Below are 20220 nucleotides of genomic sequence, written 5' to 3' on the forward strand. Positions count from 1 at the left end.
AAAATCAGAATGTTAGATATTTTTACAACAAAACCCAATTAATAATATGTGAAAGCACGTGAAGAATTGGCTAAAACCAACACCGATATTAAAACCCAATCGCAAGTGGTTAAAAGTAAATCAGACACTCTCAATCGTACTATTTTCAAATCGCCTGTGCATGGTCTGTACATGGTATTGTCAAAGAAATTGATGTGATGACCTTGGGCGGCATCGTTTCACAAAATGGCAAACTGATGATGATTGTGCCACTGGATGAACAACTGCTGATTCAAGCGCGTATTCTCCTCGTGATATTGCGTTTATTCGAAATATTCCAAGTTAAAGGTTTGAACATTAATTGCTTGAAATATCAACTATATGATCAAGCGTAGAGGCGATTGGAGTACTGCAACAAAACGATGAGGTGAAATACAGAAAAATTAGGAGTTTTTCTTGAAAATATAAAAAATAAACGCTTTTCTGTGATTAATTGCACAATAAATGCAAAAAAGTCATGTCTTGCATATCCTTAATTGTCTTTGTGTGGTTAGAATATAACAACTGTGCCCAAGATCTCTCACGTCTGTTATGAATATATTAATCGTTGATGATCATCCGCTGTTTCGCCATGCCTTAATTCAGGCGGTTCGTTATAGCTTACCACAAGCTCAAATTCATGAAACTGCTGCAGTTAATGAATTGTACGAACGTTTGGAAAATGGGCCTGAGCCTGATCTTGTGTTATTGGACTTGAATTTACCAGGGGCATCAGGCTTTTCTGCATTGGTGCATGTACGTGCGCAATATCCATCTATCCCAATTATTGTGGTGTCTGCTCACGAAGAAGCATCGATTATTCAACGTTCAATTGCACATGGGGCGATGGGTTATATCCCAAAATCTGCACATCCGAGCCATATTGGTGAAGCAATTCGTCAAGTTTTAGAAGGTGAGATTTGGTTGCCGCCAAACTTGGCTGCGAATGTTAACTTTGACCCTCGCGCAGCAGATGAAACGGCTTTGGCTGAACGAATACAGTCTTTAACGCCTCAGCAATTCCGTGTGTTGATGATGGTGGCAGAAGGTTTGTTGAATAAACAAATTGCCTATGAATTAGATGTTTCTGAAGCAACGATTAAAGCGCACGTAACCGCAATTTTCCGTAAATTGGGTGTGCAAAATCGTACTCAGGCGGTATTGGCAATTAATGCTTTAAATATTGAAGAAAAGAAAATGTAATATGTGACTGATCTGAAAAAGATGAGTTTAAAACCGCTGTGTTGATCTCGAGGATTGAGCAGCGGTTTTTTTAGGTGTGTGGTTGATAAGAGGGTGATACCAACAAAGTTGTGGATATGCTACCGTTTTACGCTGTAGTGAGTTTTGTTACTTAAATATTTTGCAAGATACTAATTTTTAAAGGTTTGGGGAAATTTAACAAAAATAAATATAATAAATCATAGTTTTAGGTATTTACACAACTAAGCCCCACCGCCATCAGGGTGTCTTTGCTTTTTAGCACCATTTATATCGAAACGTAGATTTTAGAACTTTTATAGCATCGAGTTTGTCTATGTGTTTTGCCATGTTTAGTTTCTCCCTTATTTGTCGGTATAAAATCGGCACTTTTGTAGCTTGCTGATTAAAATTTAGCTATTTTGCATTTATACCGACAAATATGTCGGTATGCCACCGTGTTTTACCGTATTATCACATGCAATAAAAAAGGGCTTAAACCCTTTAGATTCAAGCCCTTAACACTACGAGATAATACCGTAAACAACTAATTTGGCGGTGAGAGAGGGATTCGAACCCTCGATACGCTATTAACGTATACACACTTTCCAGGCGTGCTCCTTCAGCCACTCGGACACCTCACCATAGGCGGTGGATAATAACCAAAAAATAGTACAAAGCCAAGTTGAAACATTTGATTTAGAGAAAAATTTTCAGCGTAGTGCTATGATTCTCAAAAATACCGTCTAAATCGAAGACACCTATGCAAAGTACTGCAAAAAAAGCAGCCTTACCCGTCATTACCTTGGCTGCACTCGGAGTTGTATTTGGGGACATTGGCACCAGTCCACTTTACGCCTTCCGACAAACTTTTTTAACGGCGCATCTTGCAATTACCCAAGCCAGTGTATTGGGAATTTTATCCCTAATTTTCTGGTGCATGATGCTCACCATCAGCTTTAAATACGTCACCATTATTATGCGTGCCGATAACAATGGCGAAGGCGGGATCATGTCATTATTGGCATTGAACCTGCGCACCACTCGCATTGCCGAAGACAAAAAAATCTTCCTGATCGCACTTGGCTTTATTGGCGCATCCCTGTTCTTTGGCGATGGTATTATCACCCCCGCTATTTCAGTATTGTCTGCCATTGAAGGACTAAGTATTGCCACTCCTATCTTTAATCAATGGCTCGTGCCGCTCTCAATTGGTATTTTGGCGGGACTGTTCATTGTGCAGCGTCATGGTACAGGCACTATGGGCAAATTTTTTGGCCCACTGACTTTGCTGTGGTTTTTAGCCATTGGTGGTGCAGGGCTGCTCAGTATTATCCAAACCCCGTTTGTATTGGCCATGGTCAGTCCACATTGGGCGTTTAACTTTGTAGTAGAGCAACCCTTTGTTGCATTTCTCACCATGGGCGCGGTGATTTTGACCATGACGGGTGGCGAAGCACTCTATGCCGATATGGGACATTTTGGGCGGATGCCCATTCGGCTTGCATGGTTTTTGATTGTCCTACCTTGTTTGTTATTGAATTACGCGGGACAAGGCGCATTATTGCTACGCAACCCTGCAGCAATTGAAAATCCGTTCTATATGTTGGTGCCTGAATGGGGCTTATACCCGATGATTGGTTTAGCCACGGCTGCCGCAGTGATCGCTTCTCAAGCGGTGATCACAGGAGTATTTTCAATGGTCAATCAGGCCATTCAATTGCGTTATTTACCGCGCCTGACCGTACGCCATACGTCGGATGTCGAGCGTGGTCAAATCTATTTGCCGTTCATTAACTGGGCCTTATTTATTTCAGTGCTGATCTTAATTTTACTGTTTGAAAATAGTGCCAATCTTGCCAGTGCTTATGGCGTGGCAGTGACCATGACCATGCTGTGTGGCACTATCCTAATTTCAGTGTTGGCCTATGGTTTTTGGCGTTGGCCAATGTGGAAAGTTGCCCTTTTTGCAGTGCCATTTTTAACTCTAGATTTGATTTTTGTGGCCTCGACCTCACTCAAAATTGTAGCGGGTGGCTGGGTACCAATTTTAATTGGTGCCATCATGTATACCATTTTAATGACGTGGAAAGATGGTCGTGCATTGGTTTTCAATCGTTTGGAAAAAGATGCTTTGCCGATAGACCTATTCATTCATAGTGTTAGTTTGGGCAATGAAACCAAATTTGTCCCTGGCGATGCGATTTTCCTGACAGGTACGCCCAATATTGTGCCGCATGCCATGTTGCATAATATTAAGCACAACAAGGTGTTACATGAACGTAATATCATGGTAACGGTTATCACGCGTGATATTCCATTTGTGGCGCAGCAAGATCGGATTCAAGTCGAAAAACTGGATGATCGTTTTTATCGGATTACCATGTATTACGGTTTTAAAGATCAGCCGAATATTCCAAATGCCTTGCAACAAGCTTATGAGCAGCTTGGGTTTGAATTCGATATGATGCAAATGAGCTTCTTTATTTCGCGTGATCGGATTGTGCATACGGTGGGTGATGGTATGTCACCGTGGCGTGAAAAACTGTTTATTTCAATGCAGCGCAATACCAGTCCAGTGAGTGATTTTTATCAAATTCCAACCAACCGTGTGGTGGAATTGGGTAGTCAAATCGAAATTTAAAATCACTCAACAGCTTAAAAAAAAACCAGCATTACATCGTGCTGGTTTTTTATTTTTAGCTCAAGATTGGTCTTAAACAGATCTTATTTTTCCGTATCACTTTGCGGTACATGATTTAAATCTATATCGTTTATATCTGTATCCTGTGCTGCAGGTGCTGTGGTTTCAAGCCGCTTAGTCGTGGGCAGATTGACTGCTGCCTGTTCAGATGCAGCAGGGCTTGGTGGTGCAGCATTAAGCGCTTCTGCGGTGACATCCACATCATCTCCAACATTTACAGGTAAGTCGGCTGAAGATGACAATAAGGGAACTGACGGGGCTTGTATGTGTTGTTCGCTCATCTGTTTAGCCTGCGCTGCGTGTTGCGGTTCAGATTCGGTTCCGACAGGCATCGTCATAGGCGTATTTTCTTGAGCCAGATTGGCTTGTTCGGCGGTAATTTGGTTTGCAGGTTGTTGCGCCATATTTTCTGTTGGATTCGTTAAATTTGCATCTGCACTCGTTACAATCCGGATTTGACCATTGGCAATTAATTCTTGTAGTGAGCCTGCTTGTCCATTAATCGTGGTGCTTATTTTGACTTTGGATAAACTTTCCAAAGTATCACCTGCCTGAATGGGTGGTTCGGCAAAGACAGAAATGCTAATGCTGCTGACCAAAGCACAAGCAAAAAGATGAAAACGCATGTATTTCTCCATCAAAAATCGTAAAAATAAAGTTAAAACCAATTTAAATCGTCAATCACACCTAGCGAGAACATCGTAATGTGCTTAGGTGTCGCTAGGCGATGTCTTGAAGGTGTATTTAGCTTGGCAGATTCGTTGAAACGGATGCAATCAAACCTACCAAACTTGATCTAGACTGATGTCAAAAGTGCTTAAAACTCAGGCTGTGTGTGGCTTTTGTGGTGTTATGGCGCGGGTTTTGTTTAATTGTTAGGCGAACAAGAGGTGCTTCATATACAAGCTGTGAGTGGATTGTTAAGCTCAGGCAAACTCTGCGGATCTAGAGCGAAGTCACAGTAACGGTTATGGCAAGAAAACGGCGCAATTCCAACAATATTTGGACTCAAATTTTCAATCAAAACAGCCTGAAAGTGCTACTCGGTGTAGTAGCAACAGGCAGTTTTGTGATTGCTTTTGGTCAAGAAAAAATTAGTCAGTGGACTTCACTGGTGCCGAGCACAGGAAATAATGCTTGCTTAACTCAGTTTTATCGGGAAACGCCGCCCTATTTACTGAAAAACAGCCTGAAAAAAGACAGCTATCCGCTGTGTTTTAATGACTTTAATGTGATGTATTCAGGGGTATCTAAAACCCCGTTATGGGTGGCAGAAGCCTTAACGCCTACGCGTTTGAGCCAGCGGATTCCGCGTGAAGATAACTTTCACGAAGAACCGCGCGTCAAAGCCGAGCATCGTGCAACTTTGCAGGATTATCGTGGTTCGGGTTATGACCGTGGACACATGGCACCAAATGCCGACATGACTAACTTGGCAGCCCAGTTTGATAGCTTTTCTTTGGCAAATATGGTGCCGCAAGCCCCTAAAAATAATCAGCAGGTTTGGCGTGAACTTGAAGAAGCTACACGGGCGGTGGTGACCAAACAAAAGCAAGATGTCTATGTAATTACGGGGCCTAGTTTTAATGCCAAACGTCTAAAAACCATTGGTCAGGGCGTTATTGTACCGACTGCGGTGTATAAAGCCGTGTATATGCCTAAAACAGGCGCGATAGGGGCTTATTACGCGCCCAATAACGACTCGCTACAGGTTCAAGTGGTGAGTGTCTGCTATTTAGAAGAACAGTTAGGCATCAATTTATTCCCACAATTAACTGAAGAACAAAAGCGCAATACCTATAAATTGCCGTTGACTGCAAATGCTGTAAAAGCCAATACACCAATTGCTTATTCGCATTGGGATGCAGAAAGTCAGTGTGCGGAAGATGTATCTGCCGAGCAATTACAAGCTTTACAAACCGAGTTTAAACGCTCGGGTAGTAGTCCAGCATCGGGTGCTAGCATTGATGCAAATACCCAAGATGCAATTGTGAAGCAGTTGATTGAAGCTTTATTGCAATATATTTTACAGTTGTTGAAATCTTAAACTGGGTTAAGATAATGGATAATGCATCCTTCATTCTAAGGTGAATTCAATGTTTAAACCGTTTCAAAATGGGACTGAATCACATGCGATTCATGACTTAACCTTAGAAAATGATTTGGATTGCATCAATGTGTATGGCAATTTGCAAATCAGCAAAGATCAGGCAGGTTTACAAGCAGCCAAAGCACTGCAGGCATTTTTAAATGAAGTTGTTGCGACTTTGGAACAGACCCCCAATTTGCCTGAGAAGTTAGATCGTCCCGAAGTGGATGAAATTGAAAATCCATTTATATAATAGACTTCTTGCGTTAGTCAAATTTTAAGCAGTCAAAAGCTATATTTTATAAGGTTTTAGCCAATTCAAAAATTAGATAAAACTATACTTTCGCAAGAGGTCTAATGGATAAAATTAAAAGGGATTAGGTGTTTAGTCCCAACCTGAATTTGTTTGAATATACCTAAAGTCACTCATCCACAGTTGGTCAGGATGATCAGCAGTAAAATTACGTTTCACTAAATCATCTGCTCGTTTTTGATCATCTCGGTTACAGGTCGCTCGCTTATTCTTACCATGCAATACACCTTGTATTTCAAGCTTTTGCATCAATCGAGCAACCGTATAGTGCGCAATAACATAACTTCTCGTTGCAGTTGTTGCCAGACTTTAGGAACGCCATACCGACCTGAACTTTTTCTAAATTCGTTTGATTTACTCAGCATGATACTCATCATGTAGATCTCGCTTCGCTCGATGTTCCCTTACTAAGCGATGATTCTCATCTCAGGAAAGTTGGTCTGCGACAAACTCGGTACGGTTCGTACGGTTCAGAAAAGTCACAGTGATTTCTCCTGATACCCTAAGCGATAATGTGGTTCCGTTAATTAGACCACTCAATTCAGTTTTATAAGTGATAAATCCGCTCTAAATATTTAAATTATGCTGCCATTACTTTTAGTAAATGTTGATCATAAAATTCATCCGGTGTTGCCTTATTCAAACTTGAATGAGGACGTATCATGTTATAAAAATCCAAATATTCAGCAATTGATTGTTTCGCTTGTTTAACCGTATCGTAAGCCTTCAAATAGACTTCCTCATGCTTCACGCTGCGCCATAAACGCTCAATCATTACATTATCCATCCATCGTCCTTTCCCATCCATACTGATACGGATATTTCGCAATTTTAACTCATTCAAAAATGCCTCGCTTGTGAATTGACTGCCTTGGTCTGTATTAAACACCTCTGGACAACCATATTTCACAATTGCTTCTTGCAACGCATCTATGCAAAAGCCTGTTTCCATACTGATCGATACACGATGAGCCAGTACTTTACGACTATGCCAATCTATAATTGCACACAGATAGACAAAGCCTTTAGCCATAGGAATGTACGTTATATCTGTACACCAGACTTGATTAGAGTGATCGATGACCATGTTTTTCAACAGATATGGGAAAATACGGTGTGCAAGATTAGGCTTACTGGTATTGGGTTTTGGATACAAGGCATGTATTCCCATCAAGCGCATTAAACGTCGGACTTTACGCCGACCTATTTGATGCCCTTGACGCTGTAGCATATCTCGTATCATTCGACTGCCCATAAAGGGGTAGTCGAGATGAATTTCATCGATCAGGCGCATCAAACTCAAATCAGTTGATGAAATCTCTTTGGACTTGTAATACAACGTACTGCGATTGATTTGAATCAATTGCGATTGTTGTCGTACCGAAAGTTGATGGGTCTTATCGATCATTTTTTGCCGCTCAGCTGCCCTATTTTTCTGAGCGCACCTTCTAAAAAATCAATTTGCAATGCCTGATGTCCTATCTTGGCATGTAGAGCTTTGAGGTCAATCTCTGGTTCTTGTTGTGCTGTTGGTCGTGAAAAAATATTGACTGATTGCTCAAGCAGTTGATTTTTCCAATCGATGATTTGGTTTTGATGTAAATCGAATTGAGTAGAAAGTTCAGCGAGTGTGTGGTCGCCTTTAATTGCTGCGAGAGCAACTTTAACTTTAAACTCTGCTGAATGATTACGACGTTTTCTTCGTGTCATGGTTGACTCCAAAAACAAGCATTTCCCATGCTTATTGGGGAGTAGATTATCACTTATAGGCGTGGTCTAAAATCCTAGAACCACATCACGATGAAGTCAAACAAAATCAGTTTTATTATCGGGTTTATATTCGCACCGATTCAGATAAGCTTAACCATAAAGCAGGACAAGCGTTTGAGATTACCCTAGCGGTCGCAATAGTCGCTATGAAAACGTGTGAAAAACGGTGTTGGATTATCTGATCAAACCATTCAACAAAGCCAAAAAAGCCTTTCGTGAGCGCTAAACTGAAATTTACTTATACTTGAATTTAATAAATCATCTCACCCCTACGTCTTGCCTTTCCCAAAACCCAAGTCGGTTCACGTGAAGGCAAGGATAAGGACGATGATCCCAATATCTAATACAATTTTATTTTTTACAGATTTTGCATTTCATCTCAATTGCCTAAACAATCTACAGCAACGCTGCAAATCCTTATTTTCGCCTCTTTCCAAGCCTGATGACACTGTGTATAACCATAAGTCACGCAATGAAAATGATAAGCATAGGCAAAACAGGTAAAAAACCGTTAGACTATGCATCTCTCTCATTCAATGTCGTTTCAGACAAATAAGAAGGTGAAGATTGATGCCGCTCAATACTGTCGAAGAGCTTGTAGCAGATATCCGTGCAGGAAAAATGGTCATCCTCATGGATGATGAAGATCGCGAAAATGAAGGTGATTTAGTCATTGCCGCAACCCACGTTCGCCCTGAAGATATCAACTTCATGATCACACACGCACGTGGTCTTGTTTGCCTGACCTTAAGTCGTGACCGTTGCCAGCAATTAAACTTACCGTTAATGGTTGATGCCAATGGCGCACAACACGGTACGAACTTTACTTTGTCGATTGAAGCGGCTGAAGGCATTACCACAGGTATTTCTGCCGCAGAACGTGCGCATACCATTCAAACTGCGGTCGCTGCACATGCTAAGCCTGCCGATATTGTTCAGCCTGGGCATATTTTCCCACTCATGGCACAACCAGGTGGTGTATTGCACCGTGCAGGACATACCGAAGCAGGTTGTGATCTTGCCCGTTTGGCAGGTTTAGAGCCTGCATCGGTGATTTGTGAAATCATCAATGAAGACGGCACCATGGCTCGTCGTCCTGATTTAGAAATTTTTGCTGAAAAGCACGGATTGAAAATTGGTACCATTGCCGATTTAATCCACTACCGCATGACCAATGAGCAAACCGTAGAACGTTTGGATCAGCAAAGCATCGACACTGAATATGGTACTTTTGACTTATATCGCTACCGTGAACTGGGTAATCCTGACATTCACTTAGCATTGGTCAAAGGTGAACCAAAAGAAGGCGTTACTACAGTACGTGTGCATGGTTTTAATCCAACCCGTGATTTACTCAAGCTTAAAAAAGCAGATACTTCGGCCACTTGGAATTTAGACCGCGCTTTAAAAGAAATTGCCAACAGTGAACGTGGTGTTTTGGTCTGGATTGGTCAAACTCAATTGCAAGACTTGGGCCCTGCCCTAGATAGCCTTAAAAATCCGAAACAGGGCAAAGCCAATGCTGCATTGTCACAGCAGTACCAAACCATTGGCGTGGGTGCACAAATTTTACGTGATTTAGGCGTTGAAAAAATGAAGCTGCTCAGCTCACCATTACGTTTCAATGCTTTATCAGGCTTTAACTTAGAAGTGGTGGAATACGTCACCGCAGATCCAACATCAGAGAAATAATCGAGGTTGCTATGGCAATTCGCCGTATTGAAGGTTTATTACATCTCGCTAGCGAAGGCCGTTATGCGATTTTAGTCGGTCGTTTTAATAGTTTTGTGGTTGAGCATTTGCTTGATGGCGCAATTGACACATTGAAACGTCATGGCGTATCAGAGGATAATATCACCGTTGTTCATGCACCAGGCGCTTGGGAACTTCCTGTTGTGGCTAAAAAATTAGCTGCATCGAATGGTTATGACGCGATTATTGCACTCGGCGCAGTGATTCGCGGTAGCACACCACACTTTGACTTTGTTGCAGGCGAATGTGCCAAAGGTTTAGGCGTGGTGGGTTTAGATACAGGCTTACCTGTGATTAACGGTGTATTGACTACGGACAGTATTGAACAAGCGATTGAACGCTCTGGAACAAAAGCAGGTAATAAAGGAAGTGAAGCTGCCTTAACTGCAATTGAAATGGTTAACTTGTTAAAGGCTATTTAACGCTATGTCGCAAACACTTCAAGCAACTTATGCAGCAAAACGTAAAGCACGTCGTTTTGCTGTGCAAGGTATTTATGAATGGCAGATGAGCCACAATCCAGTACATGAGATTGAAGCACGTACCCGTGTGGAAAATGCCATGCACAAAGTGGATCTCGGCTATTATCATGAATTGTTGACTCAAGTGGTTGCCAATCATGAAGCATTGGATGCATTACTGGTGCCTGTTCTTGATCGTGATATTCAAGCCCTAGATGGTGTTGAACTCGCTACCTTACGTTTAGGTGCGTATGAGTTAGAACAACATCTGGAAATTCCATACCGTGTGGTATTGGATGAAGCGATTGAATTGGCAAAACACTTTGGCGGTGCAGACAGCCACAAATACATCAATGGTGTATTAGACCGTCTTGCCAACAGCTTACGTGCAGCAGAAAAGCAACAAAGCAACTAATTCAAAGTATTGAGTCGATTGTTGTATGGCTGAGTTTTCCATTATTGAGACCTATTTCAACAGACCGCGTCCCGATGCAGTCGATTTAGGTGTCGGTGATGACTCAGCTCTGCTCACCCCTCCGCCGCAACAACAATTGGTCATTTGTGCCGACACTTTAGTCGCTGGACGACATTTCCCCCTCGATACCAACCCACATGCGATTGGTTGGAAATCGGTTGCGGTCAATTTATCTGACATTGCCGCCATGGGTGCCACCCCACACAGTATTTTACTGGCATTGAGCCTACCCCAAATTGATCATGACTGGCTCAAAGGTTTTAGTCAGGGTTTACATGATTGTTGCGATCAATTCGGGGTAAGTTTAATTGGTGGAGATACCACACAAAGCCCGCATCTCACCATTTCCGTTACCGCCTTAGGCTGGATTGAACAAGGACAAGCAATTCCACGTTCAGGCGCACAAGTCGGCGATTATATTTGTGTCAGCGGACAAGTCGGCGATGCCGCTTTTAGTTTAGATCATCTCGATCATCCCTTAAAACAGCGCCTAGACTATCCGACCCCTCGCTGCCAACTCGGGCAACAGCTCAAAGGTCTGGCTTCAAGCATGATTGATGTTTCAGATGGCTTGGCACAAGATTTAGGGCATATTCTCAAAGCCTCTCAGGTCGGTGCTTGTGTTGAACTCAGCCAACTGCCTATAGATACTGCATTAACCGAATTACCACAACAAAAGCAGTGGCAATATGCCTTGGCAGGTGGCGATGACTATGAGTTATGCTTTACAATAAGCCCACAAAATTATCAGCAGCTTTTGCAAAAACCGCTGAATACCCCTATTCATATTATTGGCAAAATTAACAATCAAAACCGCTTAAGCTTTGAACAGAATGGCGTAGATCGTTCACTTCATTTTCATGGATACCAACACTTTGCAAAAACCCGCGATTAATTTCAAAGCCATGTCTTGGACTGACCGACTGATTGTCTGCTGTGGTGTTGGCTTCGGTTCAGGTCTACTGCCCAAAGCACCTGGTACCTTTGGTTCGGCCTTTGCCCTACTCTTCATTCCCATTTGGTTCGCACTTGGTTTCATTCCAAGCCTTTTTGCCATTGCTATGATGTCCCTGGTTGGCATATATATCTGTGGGCGTACTGCACAAGTTATGGGCGTACATGATGATGGTCGTATTGTTTGGGATGAGTTTGCAGGACAATCGATTACTTTTTTACCCCTGATTTTTATCAATCAAATCAGCTGGGTCTGGGTAATAGTAGGTTTTGCCTTATTCCGACTATTTGATGTGTGGAAACCTTGGCCAATTCGTGTCATTGATCGTCAGGTCGAAGGTGGTTTTGGCATCATGCTGGACGATATTATTGCGGGTCTTTGGGCCGCATTATGTATTTATATTTATTTATCTTTTACTTTGGTTTAGCCATCACTAGGATTCAACATGTCTACCACCGTGATTATTCTTGCTGCAGGTAAAGGCACGCGCATGCGTTCAAATTTACCAAAAGTATTACAACCTCTTGCAGGACGACCTCTTTTGGGTCACGTGATTGATACCGCAAAAAAATTACAAGCCGATCATATTATTACCATTTACGGTCATGGCGGTGCTTTGGTTCAAAATGCTTTTACGCATGAACAGATACAGTGGGTCGAACAGGCTGAACAGCTGGGCACAGGCCACGCAGTCAAAGTAACTTTGCCTGTTTTACCACGTGAAGGTGTATCACTGATTTTATCGGGAGATGTACCTTGCATTACAGAGCAAACCCTACAAAAGCTGCTCGATGTTTCACGTGAAACCAAAATTGGATTGGTGACACTCACCCTTGCCGATGCCACGGGTTATGGTCGTATTGTGCGTGAAAACGGTAAAATTCAAGCGATTATTGAACATAAAGATGCATCTGAAGCACAGCGCCAAATTCAAGAAATTAACACGGGTATTTACTGCGTCAGTAATGCCAAATTACATGAATGGCTGCCAAAACTAAGCAATAACAATGCGCAGGGTGAATATTACCTGACCGATATTGTGGCGATGGCAATTGCCGATGGTTTAGAAGTTGCATCGGTAAAACCCGAACTGGCTTTTGAAGTAGAAGGCGTGAATGACCGTGTACAATTGGCTGCCTTAGAACGTGAATTCCAGAACTTCCAAGCCAAGCAACTTATGCAACAAGGTGTGCATTTAATTGACCCAACCCGTTTTGATTTACGTGGAAATCTCCATGCAGGTAAAGACGTTCGCATTGACATTAACGTGATTATTGAAGGTAATTGCGAACTAGGTGATGGCGTAGAGATTGGTGCAGGTTGTATCCTCAAAAACACCAAAATTGCTGCGGGCACTAAAGTTCAGCCGTATAGCGTATTTGACCAAGCGGTTGTAGGTGAAGATGCGCAAATTGGCCCGTTCTCACGTTTACGCCCGGGTACAATATTGGCCAATGAAGTGCATATTGGCAACTTTGTTGAAGTGAAAAACAGTCAAATTGGTTTAGGCTCCAAAGCCAACCACTTTACCTATTTAGGCGATACCGAGGTAGGTGCAGGCAGCAATATTGGTGCAGGTACGATTACTTGCAATTATGATGGTGCCAATAAATTTAAAACTATTATTGGTGACCAAGTCTTTATTGGTTCAAATAGTTCATTGGTTGCACCTGTCACCATTGCCAATGGTGCAACGGTAGGCGCAGGTTCGACCATTACCCGTGATGTTGCAGAACAGTGTTTAGCTGTGGAACGTTCTAAACAGTTCACTAAAGAAAATTATCAACGTCCACAAAAATTGAAAAAATAAGAGGAAGTTCCTATGTGCGGTATTGTCGGTGGCGTTGCAGAACGTAGTATTACCAATATCCTCATTGAAGGTTTAAAGCGTTTAGAATATCGCGGTTATGATTCCGCAGGTTTGGCATTGATTAGTCAGGGTCAGGTCTTGCGTGAGCGTCGTGTCGGTAAAGTAGCAAATCTTGAGCAAGCAGTTGTAGATTCTCAAATAACAGGTTCACTCGGTATTGCGCACACGCGCTGGGCAACACATGGTAAACCGACAGAAAACAATGCGCATCCGCATATTTCTGGCAATGTTGCTGTCGTACACAACGGGATTATCGAAAATTATCAAGAACTGAAAGACGAGCTGGAAACTTTAGGTTATGTGTTCAGTTCTCAAACGGATACTGAAGTGGTTGCCCATTTGGTCGACCATGCACTTAAAACTGCTCCGAATTTACTGGTTGCGGTACAGCAAGTGGTACCTCAACTGAAAGGTGCTTATGCACTTGGAATTATCCATACCGATTATCCAGATGAGTTGATCACTGTGCGTGAAGGTTCGCCTTTGGTGATTGGTGTCGGTATTGGCGAAAACTTTATCAGTTCAGACCAATTGGCGTTATTGCCAATTACCAACCGTTTCATGTATTTGGAAGAAGGTGATATTGCCCGCTTAACCCGCGACAGCATTGAAGTTTTTGTAAATGGTCAAACGGTTGAACGCCCTATAAAAGAGCTGGATGCAACTGTAAGCAATGCATCGAAGGGTGAATATAAGCACTACATGCTCAAAGAAATTTATGAGCAACCTGAAGCGATTCAACAAACCATTTCACAAGCATTAAATGGCAACGCTTTACGTGAAGATTTCCTGAAAGATGCTGAGCTTGATTTTGCCAAGATTCAACAGGTACAGATTATTGCCTGTGGTACCAGCTACCATGCGGGGATGATTGCAAAATATTGGTTTGAACAGCTGATTAACTTGCCATGTCATGTGGAAATTGCCAGCGAATATCGTTATCGCACGCCAGTGATTGTGAATAATACGTTGTATGTGTGCATTTCACAATCGGGTGAAACTGCAGATACTTTAGCTGCTTTACGCGACACGCAAAAACGTGCTGCTGCAAAAGGCTTAAATATTAGCACCATGACCATTTGTAACGTAGCGACCTCATCTATGGTGCGTGAAACCCAACATAGTTTGTTGACGCTTGCTGGTCCTGAAATTGGTGTGGCATCGACCAAAGCCTTTACCACACAGTTGGCAGCATTAATGCTGTTGGTGCTCAAAATTGGTCAGGTGAAAAATGCAATAGCAGCGACAGATACGGCTGAAATTATTGCAGGCTTGTGGCACACACCAAAAGTGATTTTAGATACTTTGCAAAATGATACGGCAATTTTACGTTTGTCTGAATTGTTTGTAGAGAAAAATCACTGCTTGTTCTTGGGTCGTGGCACACAATTCCCAATTGCCTTGGAAGGTGCGTTAAAACTGAAAGAAATTTCATATATTCACGCAGAAGGTTATGCTGCGGGTGAATTGAAGCACGGCCCATTGGCATTGGTAGACAATGACATGCCTGTGGTGATTTTAGCACCGCAAGATGACATGCTGGATAAACTAAAATCCAATATGGAAGAAGTACAGGCACGTGGTGGTGAGCTGTTTGTATTTGCAGATGAGAACAGCGGCATTCCTGCAGATAAAGAGCGTCAGCATGTGGTTTATGTGCCACAGGTTAGCGCGTTGCTTGCGCCAATTGTATATAGTATTCCTGTGCAGTTGTTGTCTTACCACGTGGCAGTTTTACGCGGTACAGATGTCGACCAACCTAGAAACCTGGCAAAAAGTGTAACAGTTGAATAATATTTATTAAATTCAATAATTTGATGTATTCAAGTAATAAAGTATCATCTTGAGTAATATAGTTTCATCCTATGTAATAAAGTATCATCCTATATTGCCTAAATATTAATCGCCTGTTATTCTAAATTAATAAAGAATAATGGGCGATTTGTTATGGCGACAGAACATCAGCAGAACCGCTGGATTAAAGAAGGACGTGGACAAGGCAATCTAAAAGATTATAAGCCGTGGATTACTATACGGGATGTTAGTTCAAAAGGTCGTTCTCACCGAGTTTTTGGTCATACAACAAAACGTACCCATCATTTATTATCTGATTTAGAACTTGCGATTTTTCTACTTTTAGACTGGAATCCTTTAATTACTGATATTAGAGAGCAATTTCCCTTACCTCTCAATGCTACGCTGGAAATATCAGAACAAGCTAAAATCTCTCACCCAAAAGTTAGAGATACTCTACAAACTATAAGTTCAAGTTTTTATGTTAATAGTCAAACTGCTGATCAACCAAATTTTGCCATTCGAACTAAATACACAAATGACTTACAGAATGAGAGAATCATCGAGAAACTAGAACTAGAGCGTAGATATTGGAAAAGTACAAAAACACCTTGGTATATCCTTACAGAAAAAGAAATTCCTTTAGTTATTTTGAATAACATCAAATGGCTTTATCCAGCCATGAGAGAATCTAGTACTACAATTTATGATCAGTTAAATTCGTACATTCATATATTTACACAATATCCTGAACTCAATTTAATCGATTTAAGTAAAAAAATAGATCAATCATATAATTTACCAATTGGTGCGTCTTTAGCAGAGCTTCGAGAACTACTTGCTCAACGTTATTTCATTTTTGATATAACCAAAGACTATAAAAAGATTAAGGCTTCTGAGATTAAATTAGGGAATTTTGAAATATGGGAGGAAATTCGCCATGTTTCGAATCAATGATGTATATAAGTTTCACGGTGAAGACTACCGACTTCTTAAAATCACTCCTTCTCATATTATATGGATTGATCTAAACCACCACCATGCAAATCCCTTTTTAATTGAAAAAGAGGAATTACTTACAGCCATAGAGGCAGGCGAAGCAGAAATAATCGAAGATCCTTTTGCCGATATTTCATTGATTAATGTAACAGAAGGGTCTGTCCAGCAAAAAAAACGTGATATGGGAATGAACATTATAGATTTACTCATTTCTAATGAGAATTTCTATGATCCGTCTATACGCTTTAGCCTTGTTAAAACAATTATTAAACAGCACAAAACAACCCATCAGACTATTTATAGATTGGCACGTCGATACTGGCAACGAGGTCAAACACCAAATGCCCTTATTCCCAGTTATAAAAATTCTGGTGCTAAAGGTACTAAGCGTATTGCAAAAGATAAAAAATTAGGGAGACCAAGAAAATATACTGAAGGTGTTGGTGCATTAGTTGATCAGAATATTGAAAGGCTATTTAGAATTATTATCAATAAATATATGTTAACAAAGGATAAATATTCTTTAGGTTATGCTCATCGTAAATTTTCTACGATGTATCATACATTATTTCCAGATATTCCTGATAGCGAAATCCCAACTATCTGGCAGTTTAAATATTTTTATGATCGTGATTTTCCCAAACTAACTCAGCTGACTGCTCGAACTAATCCAATTACTTATGCAAAAGATATCCGAGAGCTCTATTCAACTGTAAACACCCAAGTCTTAGGACCTGGATCTCGCTATGAAATTGATGCAACCATTGCAGATATTTATCTTGTATCGGATTCTGATCGTGCTTGTATTGTTGGACGGCCGACTATTTATCTAGTTGCTGACGTATTTAGTAGAATGGTAGTTGGTTTCTATATTGGATTTGAAAATGCTTCCTATGTGACTGCCATGCAAGCTCTACAAGTTGCCATGACAGATAAAGTTGAGTTGTGTAAACAATATGGTTATGAAATTACACACGATGACTGGCCGTGTATTGGATTACCTGATGCCATTTTGGCAGATAGAGGTGAATTATTAGGACATCAGATTGAAGCTTTAGAATATAAATTTTCTATTCGTATCGAGAATACCCCGCCTTATCGTGGAGATTTAAAACCTATTGTAGAGCGTTATTTCAGAACTATTCAGGCAACATTTAAGCCTTTTGCTTCTGGTGTAGTACAACAGGCTAAAGAGAAAAAACGTGGGGGGTCTGACTATCGGTTAGATGCGACACTTACGATAACTGAATTTAAGCAGATCATTATTGGTTCAATCCTTACACACAATACGTCACATCAATTGACAACTTATGATCGTGATATAGATATGCCTAGTGATCTTCCTTTAGTTCCTATTCATTTATGGAATTGGGGAATACAACATCGCGTAGGTCAATTAAAACAGGTTTCTGAAAAAGCATTACGTGTTGCTTTATTACCTAAAGTTAAAGCAACCTTATCTGACCATGGACTTAGAGTGTTTGGAGTATTTTATCATTGCCCTGAAATATATGAAGAAGGCTGGATGCATCGTAAAAAATCTATTTCTCGTCCACAATCATTTCAAGTAGCTTATGACCCAAGTAATGCAGAAATAATTTATGTGTTTTATGAGGAGCATAGTCTAGATTATTGGGAAGCTATACTTTCTCCAAGATCAAGAGAATTTATAGGCTGTAGTTTTTGGGAAGTTTGGCAAGTTCAACACGAACAAAAGAAAGTAGAAGCCGCTCAAAATCTAAAAACCAATAGGTCTCAAGCATATATTGAAGAACGTATTGAATCAATTATTGCTCAGGCAGATAAAAACAAACCTTCTTCTACATCCAGTAAAAAACAACGTTTGACTAATCTCCGTGAAAACAAACAGGCTGAAAAAGATATTGAACGATTGAAACAGAGAAATAATGGTCAAAAATCATCAAAAAGTGCTTTGACGGTTCTAGAGCACCCTGAGTCATCCTCAAAAACTGAAAACAATATTCTCCATATGCCTAAGTCCAAACAATTCATAAACTTAGAAGATGATGAAGATTACAGACTTCGTTTTGGAGTTTATCAAGATTTACTAGATGATCTTGAAGATTCTAATGATGAAAATTGATATTCACGAAATATAAATAGGCAGGATACGATTATGAAGAATAAAAATAACCATGCAGTGTATACAGCAAGTCCAGTTTCTGATTATCAGGGGAATCCTTTTATCGAGGCATTACCCGTAATTTTTGAGGCAAAAGATACAATCCAAGCCATTAAAGGCACTATTGAATTTAAATTATCCGATAGACAACTCCCCAATAATACTCGTGCTCATATTATATCGCAGTTATTAAATAATTTTTTTCACCCTATTAAACGACATTTAACATTAGAACAAAAAATTTCTATTATGTTGAGAAAAGGCTATGTAGGACGAAATATTACTACAGGTGATTTAAATCGGCATTTACAAAATAGTTTTGAACATATTAAAAGCAATGATTTTAATGCTTCTCGCCATACAGATTTAATATCAACAGCACAGAGTCTAGTGTTTATTGGCTTCTCTGGTAGTGGCAAAACAACCACATTAAATCGCATTCTTAGAAATTATCCACAAAAAATTTACCATCCTGAACATAATTTCACTCAACTGGTCTATCTAAAAATAGACTGCCCATATAATGGCTCACTTAAATCTCTATATTTAAGTTTCTTTAGTGCTGTTGACCGTGCTTTAGGAACTAATTATGAACAACAATATACTCAAAAAAGACATAATGAACAAAAGCTCTTGCAACTTATGGGACACATTGCCCATCTTCATGCAATCGGTCTTTTGGTGATTGATGAAATTCAACACCTCATGGCAAACAGATCTAAAAATTCTGATGAAATGTTAAATTTCTTTGTGACTTTAGTGAATGTTTATAGCTTGCCAATCATTATGGTAGGAACACCTAAAGCAAGTAATATATTTGAGCGTGATCTGCGCTCATCACGTCGAGCTGTAGGTTTTGGTTCAATCCACTGGGAACCTATAAAAAATGAGCCTGCAATAAAAACTCCAGATGGAAAAGTTCGAAAATCTGAGTGGATGACATTTACAGAGGCTCTTTGGAAATATCAATGGTTAAGAAAAGCTGATCTCTTACTCTCAGAGGAGTTACGACAATGCTGGTTTGATCTAACCCAAGGTATTTTAGATGTAACTGTTAAGCTTTTTGTCCTTGCACAAATACGGGCAATTGAGTCTGGTCTAGAACGAATTACTGTAAAATTGCTCCAAAATACATATCAAGAAGATTTTAAACCAATTCATCATATTATAGATGCTTTACGTTCAGGTGATGCTAGACGGATTGCACAATATCCTGATTTGATCACACCTGAAATTGACAGACAATTGTTAAAACTCTTTTCCAAAATCGAAGAAAGTGCAATTGAGCAAGAAGATGAGCTTGCTGAATATCAAGGACATGACGAATCTATCCGCTTACACAATCTATTACTTGAACTTGGTTATGAAACTAAGCTTTTGATACCAATGGTTAAAAAGATATTTACCGAATATCCTGATAAACACTTGACCGAGTTACTTCCCATTATTATGGACTGGTTAAAGCAAGATATAGATCCAATAAAGGATTCCTCATTATCTAAACCTAAAACACCTAAATCCAACCTACTTAAATTTAATCAATGGCATACATTGGATTCAGTTGACTTACGTTTTCAATTTTCACAAAAAGAGAATGAACAAAGTTTTTATGATCATTTAAAAACCCAAACAGATCTGATCTTTGATATATCTCATTGGATAAAAGAAGTGAGTTAG

16 protein-coding genes, 1 tRNA gene and 3 pseudogenes are annotated in these 20220 nt (G+C 40.4%); 16 read left to right on the plus strand and 4 right to left on the minus strand.

Annotated features, from left to right (window positions below; genetic code table 11):
- Positions 1–45: 45 nt before the first annotated feature.
- Both AC0T5Z_RS12505 and AC0T5Z_RS12510 read left to right on the plus strand, forming a co-directional pair.
- A pseudogene (locus AC0T5Z_RS12505) lies at positions 46–310 on the plus strand (secretion protein HlyD); the annotation flags it as partial.
- 260 nt (positions 311–570) lie between these two features.
- On the plus strand, positions 571–1221 hold the full coding sequence (locus AC0T5Z_RS12510; protein WP_004974358.1) for a response regulator: 651 nt from the start codon (positions 571–573) through the stop codon (positions 1219–1221).
- A 550-nt stretch (positions 1222–1771) separates the two neighbouring features.
- On the opposite strand, the gene AC0T5Z_RS12515 is transcribed toward AC0T5Z_RS12510, so the two are convergent.
- Positions 1772–1862, minus strand: a tRNA-Ser gene (locus tag AC0T5Z_RS12515).
- 119 nt (positions 1863–1981) lie between these two features.
- Between AC0T5Z_RS12515 and AC0T5Z_RS12520 the strand changes: the two genes are divergently transcribed.
- Complete coding sequence (locus AC0T5Z_RS12520; protein WP_291340547.1) at positions 1982–3862, plus strand: potassium transporter Kup; 1881 nt, start codon at positions 1982–1984, stop codon at positions 3860–3862.
- 83 nt (positions 3863–3945) lie between these two features.
- On the opposite strand, the gene AC0T5Z_RS12525 is transcribed toward AC0T5Z_RS12520, so the two are convergent.
- Positions 3946–4548 carry a hypothetical protein gene (locus AC0T5Z_RS12525; protein ID WP_435336938.1) on the minus strand — a complete coding sequence of 201 codons (603 nt, stop codon included), beginning with the start codon at positions 4546–4548 and terminating at the stop codon, positions 3946–3948.
- A 344-nt stretch (positions 4549–4892) separates the two neighbouring features.
- On the opposite strand from AC0T5Z_RS12525, the gene AC0T5Z_RS12530 reads away from it, so the two are divergent.
- Together AC0T5Z_RS12530 and AC0T5Z_RS12535 are read left to right on the plus strand one after the other, a co-directional pair.
- Positions 4893–5969 carry a DNA/RNA non-specific endonuclease gene (locus AC0T5Z_RS12530; protein WP_291340551.1) on the plus strand — a complete coding sequence of 359 codons (1077 nt, stop codon included), beginning with the start codon at positions 4893–4895 and terminating at the stop codon, positions 5967–5969.
- Between the two features lie 49 nt (positions 5970–6018).
- Positions 6019–6264 (plus strand): hypothetical protein, encoded by a 246-nt coding sequence (locus AC0T5Z_RS12535; RefSeq protein WP_435336937.1) that lies wholly within the window; start codon positions 6019–6021, stop codon positions 6262–6264.
- Positions 6265–6402: 138 nt separating this feature from the next.
- Here the strand turns inward: AC0T5Z_RS12535 and AC0T5Z_RS12540 are convergent.
- Together AC0T5Z_RS12540 and AC0T5Z_RS12545 are read right to left on the minus strand one after the other, a co-directional pair.
- A pseudogene (locus tag AC0T5Z_RS12540) lies at positions 6403–6726 on the minus strand (IS3 family transposase); the annotation flags it as partial.
- A gap of 178 nt (positions 6727–6904) precedes the next feature.
- Positions 6905–8034 (minus strand): IS3-like element ISAcsp5 family transposase gene (locus AC0T5Z_RS12545; protein WP_100222370.1). Its coding sequence is split into 2 segments (ribosomal slippage): positions 6905–7782 and positions 7782–8034, totalling 1131 coding nucleotides; the frame shifts between segments, so codons are not numbered across the junction.
- 89 nt (positions 8035–8123) lie between these two features.
- Here AC0T5Z_RS12545 and AC0T5Z_RS12550 point away from each other — a divergent pair.
- The 11 genes and pseudogenes from AC0T5Z_RS12550 to AC0T5Z_RS12600 all read left to right on the plus strand — a co-directional run.
- Positions 8124–8320 (plus strand): annotated as a pseudogene (locus AC0T5Z_RS12550) (secretion protein HlyD); the annotation flags it as partial.
- Between the two features lie 344 nt (positions 8321–8664).
- Complete coding sequence (ribBA, locus tag AC0T5Z_RS12555) at positions 8665–9786, plus strand: bifunctional 3,4-dihydroxy-2-butanone-4-phosphate synthase/GTP cyclohydrolase II (protein ID WP_291340556.1); 1122 nt, start codon at positions 8665–8667, stop codon at positions 9784–9786.
- Positions 9787–9797: 11 nt separating this feature from the next.
- On the plus strand, positions 9798–10268 hold the full coding sequence (ribH, locus tag AC0T5Z_RS12560; protein ID WP_004974350.1) for a 6,7-dimethyl-8-ribityllumazine synthase: 471 nt from the start codon (positions 9798–9800) through the stop codon (positions 10266–10268).
- 4 nt (positions 10269–10272) lie between these two features.
- Complete coding sequence (gene nusB / locus AC0T5Z_RS12565) at positions 10273–10722, plus strand: transcription antitermination factor NusB (protein ID WP_004974349.1); 450 nt, start codon at positions 10273–10275, stop codon at positions 10720–10722.
- Positions 10723–10747: 25 nt separating this feature from the next.
- The gene (thiL, locus tag AC0T5Z_RS12570) at positions 10748–11677 is read left to right on the plus strand and encodes a thiamine-phosphate kinase (protein ID WP_179990266.1); all 930 of its coding nucleotides are present in this window, start codon (positions 10748–10750) and stop codon (positions 11675–11677) included.
- Positions 11643–12164 carry a phosphatidylglycerophosphatase A family protein gene (locus AC0T5Z_RS12575; protein ID WP_435337666.1) on the plus strand — a complete coding sequence of 174 codons (522 nt, stop codon included), beginning with the start codon at positions 11643–11645 and terminating at the stop codon, positions 12162–12164. Before thiL ends, AC0T5Z_RS12575 begins: the two co-directional genes overlap by 35 nt.
- An 18-nt stretch (positions 12165–12182) precedes the next feature.
- The gene (gene glmU / locus AC0T5Z_RS12580) at positions 12183–13547 is read left to right on the plus strand and encodes a bifunctional UDP-N-acetylglucosamine diphosphorylase/glucosamine-1-phosphate N-acetyltransferase GlmU (protein WP_435337664.1); all 1365 of its coding nucleotides are present in this window, start codon (positions 12183–12185) and stop codon (positions 13545–13547) included.
- Positions 13548–13559: 12 nt separating this feature from the next.
- Entirely contained in the window at positions 13560–15401 is a 1842-nt protein-coding gene (glmS, locus tag AC0T5Z_RS12585) for a glutamine--fructose-6-phosphate transaminase (isomerizing) (RefSeq protein ID WP_291340564.1), read from the plus strand.
- 153 nt (positions 15402–15554) lie between these two features.
- The gene (locus tag AC0T5Z_RS12590) at positions 15555–16358 is read left to right on the plus strand and encodes a TnsA endonuclease C-terminal domain-containing protein (protein ID WP_180094616.1); all 804 of its coding nucleotides are present in this window, start codon (positions 15555–15557) and stop codon (positions 16356–16358) included.
- Positions 16342–18504: a Mu transposase C-terminal domain-containing protein gene (locus AC0T5Z_RS12595; protein ID WP_435337663.1), complete on the plus strand. Its 2163-nt coding sequence runs from the start codon at positions 16342–16344 to the stop codon at positions 18502–18504. Before AC0T5Z_RS12590 ends, AC0T5Z_RS12595 begins: the two co-directional genes overlap by 17 nt.
- Before the next feature lie 33 nt (positions 18505–18537).
- On the plus strand, positions 18538–20220 hold the full coding sequence (locus AC0T5Z_RS12600; RefSeq protein ID WP_435337662.1) for an AAA family ATPase: 1683 nt from the start codon (positions 18538–18540) through the stop codon (positions 20218–20220).

Source organism: Acinetobacter pengchengensis (assembly GCF_982235305.1).